The sequence below is a fragment of the Arthrobacter sp. H35-D1 genome (assembly GCF_030063185.1).
Taxonomy (GTDB): domain Bacteria; phylum Actinomycetota; class Actinomycetes; order Actinomycetales; family Micrococcaceae; genus Specibacter.
In genome coordinates this window covers 1-13,743 of sequence record NZ_JASISP010000012.1, presented here as the reverse complement: position 1 = coordinate 13,743, position 13,743 = coordinate 1, and the positions used below count along the sequence as shown (strand labels likewise).

The following is a 13,743-nucleotide window of genomic DNA, read 5'->3' as shown; positions in this document are numbered from 1 at the left end:
TGGCACCTCCGCTTCGCGGGGAGGAGCCGGCCAGTGCTGCAGTTAAGCCTTCGCGGACCAACAAGGATGCTGGGCCAACAGGAATGCTAGACCAACAGGGTTGCCCCGGGGATGGCGTTGAGCAGGTCCTGCGTGTAGCGCTGCTTCGGGTTGTTGAACACCTCGTCGGTGGAGGAAGCCTCAACCACCTTCCCCGTCTGCATCACCGTGACATGGTCGGCGATCTGGCGAACCACAGCCAAGTCGTGCGTGATGAACAGGTAGGTCAGGCCCAGCTCTTCCTGCAGCTCATTGAGCAAATTCAGCACCTGTGCCTGCACCAGCACGTCAAGGGCCGAGACGGCCTCGTCGCAAATGATGACATCCGGGTTCAACGCCAGGGCACGGGCAATGGCGATGCGCTGGCGTTGCCCGCCGGAGAGCTCGTTGGGATAGCGGCTCATGCTCGAGGACGGCATGGACACCTGGTCCAAAAGTTCGCGCACCTTCTTCTCACGGGACTTTGCGTTGCCGATCTTGTGGATCTTCAACGGCTCCTCAATGGTCCTGTAGATGTTGAACATCGGGTCGAGGGATCCATACGGGTCCTGGAAGATGGGCTGCACGCGGCGACGGAAGTTGAACAGGTCCTTGCCCTTGAGCGTGTTGACCTCCACCCCGTCAAACAGGATGCTTCCCTCCGTGGGCGCGAGCAGGCTCAGTGCCATCTGCGCCACAGTTGACTTGCCCGAGCCCGACTCCCCCACGATCGCCATGGTGGTGCCGCGCTTGACGCTGAGGCTGACATTGTCCACAGCCTTGAAGTCGCTTGACTTGCCCAGTGCTCCGCGGAGCTTGAACACCTTCGTCAGGTTCTTGATTTCCAGGAAGGTGTCGCCCTTGCCGGAATCCTTGGGAAGAACGGGCTTTGCCAAGGACGACGGCGCGTGCCTGGCAGTCTCCGCCGGGGCTCCGAGGTTTTCGGCGGCAGCGGCCAGGGCGTCTTTCGCCTTTTGCGACTGAAGCCGGCGCGATGCCAGCGACGGGGCGGAGTTGACCAGGCGTTGGGTGTAGGGGTGTCGCGGGTTGCGCAGGATCTCCAGTGCAGGCCCCGATTCGACCACGCGGCCCTTGTACATGACAACGAGCTTTTCCGCCCGCTCCGCGGCCAAGCCGAGGTCGTGGGTGATGAGCAGCACCGCGGTGCCCAGTTCAGTGGTCATCGAGTCCAAGTGGTCAAGGATCTGCCGCTGCACCGTCACATCCAGCGCCGAGGTGGGTTCGTCGGCGATGAGCAGGCGCGGCCGGCAGGCCAGTCCAATGGCGATCAGTGCGCGCTGGCGCATGCCGCCGGAGAACTCGTGCGGGTACTGCTTGGCTCGGGCTGCCGCATCGGGGAGACCTGCCTCGGTGAGCACCTCCGTCACGCGTTCCTTGTGGTTGGACCCGGCAAGCCCGTTCGCCTTGAGCGTCTCCTTGACCTGAAAACCAATTTTCCAGACCGGGTTCAGGTTTGACATGGGGTCCTGGGGAACCATGCCAATGGAGCTTCCGCGGAGTTCAACAATCCGCTTTTCACTGGCATGGGTGATGTCTTCACCGTCAAAGATGACCTGTCCAGCGCTGACGCGCCCGTTGCTGGGCAGCAGTCCGATGGCGGCCAGCGCCGTGGTTGACTTCCCTGAACCGGACTCGCCCACAATGGCCACTGTCTCGCCGGGCATGATGGTCAGGTCCGCCTTCCGTACCGCCTCGACGGGGCCGGTGGAGGTCTCAAACGTGATGGCCAGGTCCTTGAGCACCAGCAAGGGAGTGTCGTCTGACTGCTTGGCCGGGTTGTTCCCGATCATGCCTGTTTCGTAGTTTGACATGGTCTCACCGCTTCCTTGCCTTGGGATCAAGCGCGTCGCGCAGGGCGTCGCCGAGCATAATGAAGCTCAACACCGTGATGGACAGCGCAACAGCGGGCCAGAGGAGCACGCCGGGGTTGTTGCGCACCTGGGGCTGTGCGTTCGCGATGTCATTGCCCCAGGAAATGTCGGTCGGGGGCAGGCCGATGCCCAGGAAGGACAGCGTTGCCTCGGCCACGATGAACGTGCCCAGTGAGATGCTGGCCACGACGATGATGGGGGCCAGGGAGTTGGGCAGCACGTGGCGCAACAGGGCTGCAAAGCGGGAAAGGCCCAATGCCTTGGACGCCGTGACAAAGTCGGCATTGCGGTTTTCAATGACGGCGCCGCGGGTGATGCGGGCAATCTGCGGCCAGCCAAAGATCACCAGGGCCACCACCACCGTCCAGACGCTTCGGTTGTCGCGGAAGGAAGGCAGCTGGTTGATGACAATGGCGCCGAGAATCAGCGGCAGCGCAAAGAACACATCGCCGAGGCGGGCCAAGATGATGTCCAACCAGCCGCCGTAGTAGCCGGCCAAGGCACCCATGATGCCGCCGATGATGAGCACTCCGATGGTGGTGAAAATACCCACCGTCAAGGATGCCCGCGTGCCGTAGATCACGCGCGAGTACACATCGCAGCCCTGCAGCGTGAACCCGAGGGGGTGCCCGGGCCGCGCACCCTCAGCCGAGTCGGCCAGGCTGCAGCTGCTGGGTGAAACGTGGGCAAAGAACTGGGGGAAGATCGCCACGACGAACACCACCAGAATCAGCAGGACCGAAATAATGAACAGGGGCTGCTTGCGCAAATTGCGCCAGGCATCCGCCCACAGGCTCAGCGGGGCCGATGTCTCGTCAACATTGTCAATGGCCGCCAGCGGGGTTTCCTCCAGCGGTGCCACGAAATGTTCAATGACGCGGCTGGAGGTTTTCCCCTGCCGCAGGTTCAGGTCTTTGTTGGGAGTGGGGTTCTCAGACATAGCGAATCCTTGGGTCGAGCAGCGCGTACAAAAGGTCCACGACGAGGTTGGCGACGACAAACACAATGACCAGAATGCCGACGACGGCAACCACCGTGGCACTTTCGCCCTTCAAGATGGCCTGGTAGAGCAGGTTGCCAACTCCGGGGACGTTGAAGATGCCCTCTGTGACAATGGCCCCGCCCATGAGGGCGCCCAGGTCCGCACCGAGGAAGGTCACCACCGGGATCAGCGAGTTGCGCAGGATGTGGACCATCACCACGCGGCGGCGGCTCAGGCCTTTGGCCGTTGCCGTGCGGACGTAGTCGGCGCTCATATTTTCGCTGATGGATGCACGGGTGAGTCGGATGACGTAGGCCAGGGACACAAGCCCCAGCACCAGCGCCGGAAGCACCAGTTCATCCCACGGCGCCGTGCCTGAGACTGTGGGACGCGCCCAGCCAAGTTGCACGCCGACCACCAGCTGGAGGACGAAGCCAAGGACGAAGGTTGGCACGGCGATGACGATGAGCGAGCCCACCAGGACAGTGCCGTCAAACAGCTTGCCTTTCCGAAGCCCGGCAATGACGCCGAAGAGCACGCCAAAGATCGCTTCGAATGCCAAGGCCATAATGGCCAGGCGGGCCGTGACCGGATAGGCGCGGCCAATCACGGCTGCCACCTCCTGGCCGGAGAAGGTTTGGCCAAGGTTCAGCGTCACCAAGTTCTTCAGATACAGCCCGTATTGGATCCAGAACGGCTGGTCCAGGTTGTATTGGGCGCGGAGGGCCTCTTCGACGGCCGGGGCCATCGGCTTGCCGCCGGACAGGGCCGCTATGGGGTCCCCCGGGGTCGCGAAGACCAAGAAATAGACCAGCAGGGTGGCCCCAAAAAACACGGGAATCAGCTGCAGGAAGCGTCGGAGCGTGAACATGAGCATTACGGCACCACCATGTCCCTCATCCGCAAGCACAAATCATTCATTAAATTACCTGTTCAATAGTTGACTATGCAGAGTGCCGTTGGGATCGTCCACGCCATCCTGCACGAAAAATATCACGTAGTGAAGGCAACACTATGTGAGTCCGGGCAAAAAAAGGGGGAACCCGGCTGTTCACGCCTGGTTCCCCCTTTTTTGTCACGGCATTGCTGTGGTTACTTGGCAGTCACGTTGTAGTACAGCGGAACACCGTTCCACCCGAACTCAACGTTGTTCACGTTGTTGCTCCAGACGCCTTGGGCTGCCTGGTACCAGAGGGGCACCACAGGCAGGTCCTTGAGCAGGATCTCCTGTGCTTCGTTGAAGATCTTGTTTCCTGCTTCAACGCTGGTCTGGGCCAGTCCTTCCTTCAGTTTCTCGTCAAACTTCGGGTTGGAGTAGTTGCCGTCGTTGGAGCCAGCCCCGGTGCCGTACAGCGGGCCGAGGAAGTTGTACAGCGACGGGTAGTCGGCCTGCCAGCCGGCGCGTGATGCACCGGTGAGAGACTTCTTGTTGACCAGCTCACGCATCTCCTTGAAGGAGGAGACCGGGTTCAGCTGGGCCTTGATGCCCAGATTAGTGGAAATCTGGTTGGCCATGGCTGTGATGTATTCCTTGTTGCCGGGCCCGTCGATGTTGGAGGTGATGGTGAAGACCTTGCCTGCCGGCCACGGCTTGATCGCATCGGCCTTCTCCCACAGGTCCTTGGCCTTGGCGGCGTCGAACTTCAGGACCTCGTTGCCGGGCAGGTCTGCCTTGTAGCCGTCAATCACCGGAGAGGTGAACTCGACGGCAGGCTTCTTGGTGCCGTAGAAGATCTTGTCGATGATCTGCTGGCGGTCAATCGCCATGGAGATCGCCTGGCGGCGCATGCTACCCGCCTCACCCTCGAATTCGGGGAGGTAGCTGGGGATCGTCATGGTGGCGTTGCCGGCGTAGGGCTGGTTGACGAAGCGGCCCTTGAAGTCTGACTCATAGTTCTGCAGGCCGCTCGGGGGGACCTGCTGCAAAATGTCCAAGGTGTCGGACTGCACACTGGTATAGGCAGCATCCGGGTTGCTGAAGATCGTGAAGGTCACGCCGCCGTTCTTTGCCTTGCGCGGGCCTTCGTAATTCTCGTTCGGCACCAGTTCAATGCTGACGTCGTGCTTCCAACCGCCTTCCGCCAATTTGTAGGGGCCGGTGCCCACCGGGTTCTGCCCGAAGGCATCGATGTCGTCGTAAGCCGACTCGGGCAGCGGGTAGAACGCCGTGTAGCCCAGGCGCAGCGGGAAGTCAGACTCTGGCTGTGCCAGCTCGACGGTGAAGGTGGTGTCGTCGACAACCTTCAGCCCTTCCATCTTGTCCTCGGTGGACTTTTCGGCGTTGACCTTGTCGTAGCCCTTGATGGATTCGAAGAAGTAGCTGTTGAGCTGTGCGTTCTTCGCAGCAGCGCCAAAGTTCCAGGCGTCCACAAAGTTCTTGGCCGTGACGGGGCTACCGTCGCTGAACTTCATGCCGGACTTGAGCTTGATGGTGTAGTTCTGTGAATCCTTGGTGTCAATGGAGTCAGCGATTTCGTTGACAATCTTCCCGTTGACGTCATAGCTGACGAGGCCGGAAAAGACGAGGTCCATGACTTTTCCGCCGCCAACTTCGTTGGTGTTGGCGGGGAGCAGGCCATTCTGCGGTTCAGTGTTGTCGGCCGTAATAACCTTGCTGGTGTCGCCGCCGGCGTTGCCGCCGCCATCCGAGCCGCCACATGCGGTGAGGGTCAAGGCCAGTACTGCTGCCACGCCCAATGCTTTGGAAGTGCGTGAGTAACGCATTCCGCCTCCTTGATTCTGTAATGGTTCGATCCGAACCGTCATCGATGCTGAGAAGCCAAGCTCAACGTTGAACTCAACCTGTGATTCACCTCATATAGACCTAGGCTAGCCCCTAAACGCTACTAGCCAGTACTCCAAACGTGGTTAGCAGGCTTTCTTTATAGATTTGAAACCTTCATAAGCGCAACAGCCCGACTGCGGAGCCAATCCGCCGCCCATCCCCCGTTGGTTTGCCAGCTCCTGCGGGTACCACCAGCCACTCCCCACTCAAACAGCAGCTCCTGCGGGTCCTCGCGCCTGCCACCCGCATCAGCTGCAGAACGAACTCGGGGGCCGGGGCCCCACCCGCATCAGCTGCAGAACGAACACAGGTAGCAGCATCAAGCCCCTTGCAATCAGCCAGCACGGGCGCCGGGGACGAAAACGGAGCCAATTACACCGCCTACCCCATCGGTTTGGCAGCTGATGCGGGTACCACCAGCCACTCCTCACTCAAACAGCAGCTCATGTGGGTCCTCTCGCCTGCCACCCGCATCAGCTGCAGAACGAACACGGGGGCCGGGGCCCCACCCGCATCAGCTGCAGAATGGAACGTAGCAAGCTCCATAAGTGAGACATCCCGACGAATCCAGCCACCAAGCAAAAATAGCCCGCCCCTGCAGATGCAGGGACGGGCTATTCGCGGCGCCGAGGCGCCATTCCAGCTACTGGTCAGTTGCTAATTAGACCTTGGCGCGGGCGCGGAATGCCTTGGCGCGGTCGCCGGCGTTCAGGATCAGTTTGCGGATGCGGACCGCCTCCGGGGTAACCTCAACGCACTCATCTTCTCTAGCGAATTCCAAGGACTCTTCAAGGGTCAGGTTGCGCGGCGGGGTCATGTTCTCGAAAGTGTCAGAGGAAGCGGCACGCATGTTGGTGAGCTGCTTTTCCCTCGTGATGTTCACGTCCATGTCGTCGGAGCGGGAGTTCTCGCCGACGATCATGCCTTCGTAGACCTCGGAAGTGGGCTGCACGAAGAAGTTCATGCGTTCCTGAAGTTTGATCATGGCGAACGGGGTGACAACGCCAGAGCGGTCAGCCACGATCGATCCGTTGGTGCGGTATTCGATGGGGCCGGCCCAGGGCTCGTACCCTTCGGCGATGGAAGCTGCGATGCCGGCACCGCGGGTGTCGGTCATGAAGCGGGTGCGGAAACCGATCAGGCCACGGGCTGGCACGATGAATTCCATGCGGCACCAGCCGGTGCCATGGTTGGCCATGTTAGTCATGCGACCCTTGCGGGATGCCATGAGCTGGGTGACGCCGCCCAAGTATTCCTCGGGTACGTCGATGGTCATGTGTTCCATCGGCTCGTGGGTTTTGCCGTCGACCTGCTTGGTCACAACCTGAGGCTTGCCAACGGTTAGTTCGAAGCCTTCGCGGCGCATCTGCTCCACGAGGATGGACAGAGCCAATTCGCCACGCCCCTGAACTTCCCAAGCATCGGGACGCTCGGTGGGGAGAACCTTCAAGGACACGTTGCCGACGAGTTCCTTGTCTAGGCGGTCCTTGACCTGGCGTGCTGTCACCTTGTGGCCCTTGACGCGGCCAGCGATCGGTGAGGTGTTGATACCGATGGTCATGGAGATGGCCGGCGGGTCAACGGTGATCAGCGGCAACGGCTGCGGGTTGTCCACATCGGTCAAGGTTTCACCAATGGTGATGTCCTCGATGCCGGCAACAGCAACAATTTCACCGGGGCCGGCAGACTCTGCAGGCACGCGAGTCAGTGCCTGGGTGGCCAGCAGCTCGGTGATCTTGACGGACTTCACGGTGCCATCCTGGCGGCACCAGGCAACGGTCTGGCCCTTGCGCAGGGTGCCGTTGAAGATACGCAGCAAAGCCAAGCGGCCCAGGAAGGGGGACGCGTCAAGGTTGGTGACGTGCGCCTGCAGGACACCTTCGGGGTTGTACTTCGGGGCCGGGATGTGATCGATGATGGTCTTGAACAGCGGCTCAAGATCCTCGCTGTCCGGGGCGGCGCCGTTGTCGGGCTGCGTCAAGGATGCGCGGCCCAGCTTGCCGGATGCGTAAACAACCGGAACGTTCAAAACAGCGTCAAGGTCCAGGTCCGGAACTTCGTCAGCCATGTCGGAAGCCAGACCCAGAAGCAGGTCCATGGACTCGGCAACAACCTCGTCGATGCGGGCATCGGGGCGGTCGGTCTTGTTCACGAGCAGGATGACGGGGAGCTTGGCGGCAAGCGCCTTGCGCAGCACGAAGCGGGTCTGCGGCAGGGGGCCCTCAGAAGCGTCCACCAGCAGCACAACGCCGTCAACCATGGACAGGCCGCGTTCAACTTCGCCACCGAAGTCGGCGTGGCCGGGGGTGTCGATGACGTTGATCGTCATGACCTGCCCGTCGGCCGACGGGCCGTTGTAGGCCACTGTGGTGTTCTTGGCCAAGATGGTGATGCCCTTTTCGCGCTCCAAGTCCCCGGAGTCCATGACGCGTTCAGCAACATTGCCGTGTTCGGCAAATGAGTGCGTCTGCTTGAGCATGGCATCGACCAAGGTGGTCTTGCCATGGTCAACGTGCGCCACAATGGCTACGTTGCGCAGGTCATTGCGCGAGGCGGTGTTGAGAGAAAGATCGCTCATGGATGAAGACTCGTTTCAGTTGGGCCCGGCTGCAGGCCCGGAAGGGCAAAGCAGAAAGTCACATTGATAGTTGGCCGTGAAGAATCGGCAGATAACACCATTCTAGTCGAACGGACAAATACGGCCTACTCACTTTATCCCATAACGGGCACTTTTTTCGACTCGACAGCCATACCTCTCCCGCGCCAGTGCTCAACCTCGGCAGATTTTCACTCCAAAAGTACGACGGCGGCGGGCGCCTCACGTGACGAAACTCACCTCCGCCGTCGTGCGGCATGCGCCCGACAGCGGTGTTTTCTCAGCCCTTCGGTAGGCATTCCCTTGACTTCTTGCCGGATGCCCGGACGCCGGGGATCACGCGGCAGACGGGAATTTTCCACGCACCACGTCACCGGGCAGCTGTCCTGCGGGTATCGCGGTGACCGTCAGTTGGCCGTCCTCGGTCATGGGCAAGGCAGCAAGTTGGCGGGTGCCGTCGGCATTGACCTTGACGTTGGCTACGACAACGTCCTTTCCGCTCGCGTGTTGACGGGTGACAACCAGGCCACCATCCATGCCTTGCGCCTCTTCCACTGCACCGTTGACGGTCTGAGCCACAAGATCCAACAAATCAGCGTCCTCCAACAACGGCAGGCACACGTATTCGCTCAAAGGCCGCAGGAACAGGGCAGCCCTGCCATGGGGTGAGCTCACCAGGTAGGAAGGGAGCGAGGACTTGGCCCCGAACCGGCTCACTTCATACCACTGGGTGGCAGTTGAAAGGATGACGGAGAGGATCCGGGCCCCGCCGAGCAAGTTCACTTCCTCCCCCGCAATTTCCGCCATGTCCCGGACATTCAAGGTGGTCAGGCCGGCCCGCACCAGATCGTTGTCTGCGGGAAGGTCCGCCAGCACCAACACGCCACGGCTGAGCTCCGCCCCTGGTCCTGGGTTGAAGGACAACAAGGCCAAAAGTTCGTGGCTGGTGATGCGGATGGCACTGTCGGGGAGTACTTCTGGCTTCATGGGTTCCTCAACTCTCGTAACGGTTGGAATTATTCTTGGCGCCCCAAGCGGATGGGGCTACTTCACGTACGACCATTGCGCGACGCTTTGCCACGGTCCCAGATCCAGCGGTGAATGTTCCACTCCTGCCACATGGTCTCCAGTGGCGCTCACTGTGGTGCGCTGAAACAGTGGCAGCCCGTAGCCAGCTTCAACGGCCAGCTTGTCGATCTGCAGCTTCAGTGCGTTCTGCTTGGCCTCGTCAGGCTCCACGGCAAGTTGTTCCGTGAGCTGGTCCACCACAGTGTTGGAAAAGTTGTTGAAGTTGGAGACGGCACCGGTCCTGAAGATCTGCGGGACCTGGAACGAGCCCGTCGGGTTGCTGGTCCAGCCGTAGAGAGCCACGTCAAAGGCACCGTCCTTGAGCGCACCGATCCATTGCTTGGCGTTGCGGCCGGCATCGGTGACGGAGAAACCTGCCTCCGTGGCCGCGGCGGCGATCAGGGAATACTCCTTGACCCGGTCCGGATCATCCTTGTTGTACAAGATCCGCACGGTGGGCTTGGCGCCGTCGAGCAGTTCCTTGGCTTCATCTATACCGGGCGTCTCCGGCGTGGCCGCGGAGAACGCTGCTGTGCCGTTGCTCTGCGCAGCCTCCTTGTAGGGCACCTGCGCCGGGCGGAACAAGAAGGAGTTCAACATCTCGGCCTTCGGATCCAGAGGCTTGGCCACCTTGTCAATGATTGCCTGGCGCGGAATGGTGTGCATGAAGGCCGTGCGGAGGTCGGGTGGCGAAAGGACACCCTTAAAGTTCAGCACCAACTGGTCAAAGCCCAGGGCCTGGCCTTGTTGGACGTCCACGCCTTGGGACCCCAGCTCTGTCAGGGTCTTGAGTCGTTCCGCCGTGACGGCCGGTGTGATGACATCGGCCGTTTCGGCTTTCAGGGCGGCTATTTGCTTGTCTGGATCGGCTTCGTAGTGCACTGTGAGAGTGTCGAGCACGGGCTTCTCGCCCCAGTTGTAGTCCGGGTTTTCGGTCAGGACAACTTCCTTCCCCGCTGTGATGGCCTTGACAAGGAATGGGCCGTTGGACAGGGCCAGTGAAGGATCGGGCATGCCCCGGGTGTCAAAGCCGGTATTCCAGAAATCAGCCACCTTGCGCAGCGCGGGGTCTGCCGGAACCGGGCTGGCCGGGTCCCCTGGGGGAACCCCTTGCAGTAGTTTCGTCAACGCGGAGGCGTCCTTCAGCCCCGAACGGAGAGCGACGATGTGCGCCGGCACGTCCACAGTGGTGCCGAGCGCCGTCTCCCAATCGGAGAACGGCGTGGTGTAGGTCAGGGTCAACGAGGTCCTGTTGTCCCCGATCACGGGAAGTTCGGTTTGCGCCAATCCACTGTTGTCCCCCGCCGCATGAAAATAGGCCGTCCCTCCGGTAACGGCAAAGGACCCATCCAGTGTTGCATCGTCAAAGTAGCCCGAGGCTGCAGCCCACGCCAGGAAGAGGTCATCGGCAGTCACGGGGGCGCCGTCGGACCATTGGACAGCACTGTCAATGGTGTATTTGATGGTCAGCGGATCGTCCTTGACCTTCTCAACCTTGCCGAACTTCTCATTCTTGACGATTTCCAGCTTGTCATCCACGGAGTAAAACCCGGAGTGGGTGGCCGACCCTATCCTCGTGTTGGTCAGCGTGCTGCCCGTGACGCTGGTGGCATTGAATGAGCTGAACGGAGCGCTTTCCAGGACGGTGACGTTGCCGCCGTCGGACACGGTCGGGGATGCGCTCGTTTCGGTGGGGCCGGGAGTATTTCCCGTGCACGCCGCCAAGCCCAGTGCCAGGGCTGCGGCTGTCGCCAGTACTTTGGATATGCGTCCGGGCCGCATTCCACCTCCAGGTTTTCGCGTCAATGTGGGCTTCGGGATGCAAGTGGCGTCGGCCCGTCCCTGGGATCAATCCTGTTTGCAAGAGTACCGCAGCACTCTGGACTGGCGGGCGCACCGAGTGAACAATGGCTGCATGAGCTCACGAATTGAGACCTGCTCCTTTGACTCTGCAGCGCCGGCTGAAACCGCACGGTTCTGGGCTGCGGCACTGGGTTGGGAGGTTGTCGACGACGACGATCCCGACGAAGCGGGCGTGCGGCGCCCGGAACGCGCCCCGGAAGCCGGGGTCCAGCCGGAACTTGTATTCCTGCGCGTGCCCGAGACCAAGACGGTGAAGAACCGGCTGCACTTGGATTTGCGCCCGGACGACCAAGCAGCCGAGCTTGCCCGCTTGGAGGCATTGGGGGCCACCCGCGTTGACATTGGCCAAGGCGACGACGTCACGTGGGTGGCGATGGCGGACCCGGAAGGCAACGAGTTCTGCGTGCTGCAGACACCGGATCCAATGCCGGCTTGACCACCAACGGGGCAGGGGCCCGTTGGCCCGGAAAAGCGGGTTCCGTCTGCCTTAGCGAACCACGCGGATATTGAGCCCGGTGGTGTCCAGTGCCTCGGTGAGATACACCCACATGATGAAGTAATGTTCCGGTCCCTTGGCCGTCGAGATTCCGCCCAGGTCGACAATGGAATCGCCGTTCCAGCCCAGATCCCGCAGGAGGGTCGTTGCCTGGCTTTTCGCGGCCGCGTCGTCGCCTGATACGAAGATGCTGCTGAGCTCCAGCGAGGATGGGTTGACGAAGACCTTGCCGGCGCAGGTGTTCATCGTTTTGACGACTTTCGCGTCCGGGAGCAACTCTTGCAATTTTTCACCCAGGCTGGAGTCCGGGTAAAGCAAGTTGTTGGAGGACGAGGCGGCGTTGGCCACGTCGATGAGCAGCTTTCCGCTAAACGCTTCGGCATCAAGCTGGGCCAGGAGTTTCTCCGAGCAGGCACCGGGGGGTCGCATTCACGATCACGTCGGCATCTCGCGCCGTCTCGTCGAGACCGGCGACCGGGTACGGGAGGTCGGTCCGGGAATCAGGATGCCGAGAGCCGAAAGCTACCGAGTGCCCGGCTCCGACGCAGCCTCTGGCGAGGGCCTGCGCGACGCTGCCTGTGCCCAAAATCCCGATCTTCATGACTGCCCCTTTTGCTCGCTTCGCTGATCCAGGTTCCACCGGTCAGTCTACGTTCGCCGGGGGCCGGACGTCTCCTCTTGGTGCAATCCGACAGTGCACGAAACGACGAACGTGCAGAAGCCCGCGTCGACTTTTTCGACCCCTGTGAGCCACGAATGCCCGGGTCCGCGAACTTCTTGAAATGTATCCAGTTCGTTTCGTTCGGCTGGCTGAAATTTTCAGGTGCTCTTTGGTACTGGAGGTGCTCGGCTCAGGCACGTGTGCGCACGTCGTCGGGCAGCCACGGCGCGATCCGTGTCCACGAGATCGACCACGGCACATCCTCAAGTTCTTGGTTGTCGAGGTCCTGGCTGGGGCGCTGACCGGTCTGCGCGGTCCGACATCACCACGTGGCGCTGCGATGCCTCAAGCGCAGTGAAACTTGGCCGTTGAACCCAAACTCCTCCACATCTCCGCGGTTGCCGAACCTTTGATATGCCGGTGGCCTGTAGCCTGACGTCAGTAGTGGTACCGAGCCTGCAGAATTACCAGATCGTCGCCCTCGACGAGGTACACGAGCCGGTGCTCGTCGGTGATGCGCCGTGACCACCCGCCCTGCGCACCGTACTTGAGCTGCTCAGGCTTCCCAATGCCGGCGAACGGCTCCCGAAGGCACGCATCAATGAGCGTGTTGATCCGCTTGACGACCTTGCGATCCGCCGCCTGCCAGTGCCGGTAGTCTTCCCAGGCAGACCTATCCCAGACCAGACGCACTCACTCGCCCCTATCGAGCTCGTGCGCTTCAGTCTCCCCCGCACGGGCGCGTTCGTAGGCGTCGAGCAGCCTTCGGGCATTGGCGGGCGAGCGGAACAAGTATTCCGTCTCCTTCCACGCCGCGTACTCGTCAGCCGGCATGAGAACAGCGTTTCCTTTGCGGGAAACGATTTCAACAGCCTGATGGTCCCCGTTGATGCGTTCGATGAGCGGGAACAGCGTCTTGCGCGCCTCGCTTGCACTAATGGACATGGCAATAACCCCTTTCGCAGCCAAATGGTACAACTATATGGTACCACTGACGTTAAGGCGCCCCAAGGTTGCCCGTCATCAGTCAAGCGTTAGACCGGAGCTCGCCTACACGGTAAGGGACTGCCAGTTTTTAACACGGGGTTATGGTGCTTTGTTGGGGTTGAGGGTGTAGTTCCATTCGCCGTGGAATTCGTGTCGGGTGATGGGCAGGGCTGCCATGGCGGTGTCGGCGATTCTAATCCCGGTCGGGTAGCTGTTGTCGTCGAGTTCGGCATGGACTTTCAGCCCGGTTTTGGTGGTTGTGGCACCGATGAGGTCGATGATGACCTGGTGGCTGTTCAGGGGGCGCCCGCGCCAATTCATGGAGATATGGCTGAAGAGCCTGTGCTCGATCTTGTTCCACTTGCTGGTTCCGGGCGGGAGGTGGCAGACGGTGA

General features: G+C 61.2%; 13 protein-coding genes. 1 reads left to right on the top strand and 12 read right to left on the bottom strand.

The window, feature by feature from the left end; genetic code table 11:
• Positions 1–86: 86 nt before the first annotated feature.
• The 7 genes from QMG25_RS12725 to QMG25_RS12695 form a co-directional block, all read right to left on the bottom strand.
• A complete protein-coding gene (locus QMG25_RS12725; protein WP_283460741.1) occupies positions 87–1,850 on the bottom strand; it encodes a dipeptide ABC transporter ATP-binding protein in 1,764 nt (587 codons plus the stop codon).
• Between the two features lie 4 nt (positions 1,851–1,854).
• Positions 1,855–2,850, bottom strand: coding sequence for an ABC transporter permease (locus QMG25_RS12720; RefSeq protein ID WP_283460739.1), 996 nt, complete (start codon positions 2,848–2,850; stop codon positions 1,855–1,857).
• On the bottom strand, positions 2,843–3,769 hold the full coding sequence (locus QMG25_RS12715) for an ABC transporter permease (RefSeq protein ID WP_283460928.1): 927 nt from the start codon (positions 3,767–3,769) through the stop codon (positions 2,843–2,845). Before QMG25_RS12715 ends, QMG25_RS12720 begins: the two co-directional genes overlap by 8 nt.
• 215 nt (positions 3,770–3,984) lie before the next feature.
• Complete coding sequence (locus QMG25_RS12710) at positions 3,985–5,616, bottom strand: peptide ABC transporter substrate-binding protein (protein WP_283460737.1); 1,632 nt, start codon at positions 5,614–5,616, stop codon at positions 3,985–3,987.
• Between the two features lie 722 nt (positions 5,617–6,338).
• Positions 6,339–8,255 (bottom strand): translational GTPase TypA, encoded by a 1,917-nt coding sequence (gene typA, locus QMG25_RS12705; protein ID WP_283460735.1) that lies wholly within the window; start codon positions 8,253–8,255, stop codon positions 6,339–6,341.
• A gap of 354 nt (positions 8,256–8,609) precedes the next feature.
• Positions 8,610–9,260: a hypothetical protein gene (locus QMG25_RS12700; protein WP_283460733.1), complete on the bottom strand. Its 651-nt coding sequence runs from the start codon at positions 9,258–9,260 to the stop codon at positions 8,610–8,612.
• A gap of 57 nt (positions 9,261–9,317) precedes the next feature.
• Positions 9,318–11,123, bottom strand: a complete 1,806-nt coding sequence (locus QMG25_RS12695; RefSeq protein ID WP_283460732.1) for an ABC transporter substrate-binding protein — start codon at positions 11,121–11,123, stop codon at positions 9,318–9,320.
• A 133-nt stretch (positions 11,124–11,256) separates the two neighbouring features.
• On the opposite strand from QMG25_RS12695, the gene QMG25_RS12690 reads away from it, so the two are divergent.
• On the top strand, positions 11,257–11,640 hold the full coding sequence (locus QMG25_RS12690) for a VOC family protein (RefSeq protein ID WP_283460731.1): 384 nt from the start codon (positions 11,257–11,259) through the stop codon (positions 11,638–11,640).
• Positions 11,641–11,691: 51 nt separating this feature from the next.
• Here the strand turns inward: QMG25_RS12690 and QMG25_RS12685 are convergent, their stop codons facing one another.
• From QMG25_RS12685 to QMG25_RS12670, 5 genes are all read right to left on the bottom strand, one after another.
• Positions 11,692–12,129, bottom strand: coding sequence for an NADPH-dependent F420 reductase (locus QMG25_RS12685; RefSeq protein WP_283460730.1), 438 nt, complete (start codon positions 12,127–12,129; stop codon positions 11,692–11,694).
• On the bottom strand, positions 12,083–12,301 hold the full coding sequence (locus tag QMG25_RS20535) for an NAD(P)-binding domain-containing protein (RefSeq protein ID WP_502866397.1): 219 nt from the start codon (positions 12,299–12,301) through the stop codon (positions 12,083–12,085). The genes QMG25_RS12685 and QMG25_RS20535 overlap by 47 nt, the downstream gene beginning before the upstream one ends.
• A gap of 498 nt (positions 12,302–12,799) precedes the next feature.
• Positions 12,800–13,054 (bottom strand): Txe/YoeB family addiction module toxin, encoded by a 255-nt coding sequence (locus QMG25_RS12680; RefSeq protein ID WP_283460729.1) that lies wholly within the window; start codon positions 13,052–13,054, stop codon positions 12,800–12,802.
• Positions 13,055–13,306: a type II toxin-antitoxin system Phd/YefM family antitoxin gene (locus QMG25_RS12675; protein ID WP_283460727.1), complete on the bottom strand. Its 252-nt coding sequence runs from the start codon at positions 13,304–13,306 to the stop codon at positions 13,055–13,057. It abuts the gene before it with no gap.
• Positions 13,307–13,447: 141 nt separating this feature from the next.
• Positions 13,448–13,743, bottom strand: a 296-nt coding sequence (locus QMG25_RS12670) for an ISAzo13-like element transposase-related protein (RefSeq protein ID WP_502866396.1), incomplete at its 5' end; no start/stop codon positions are given.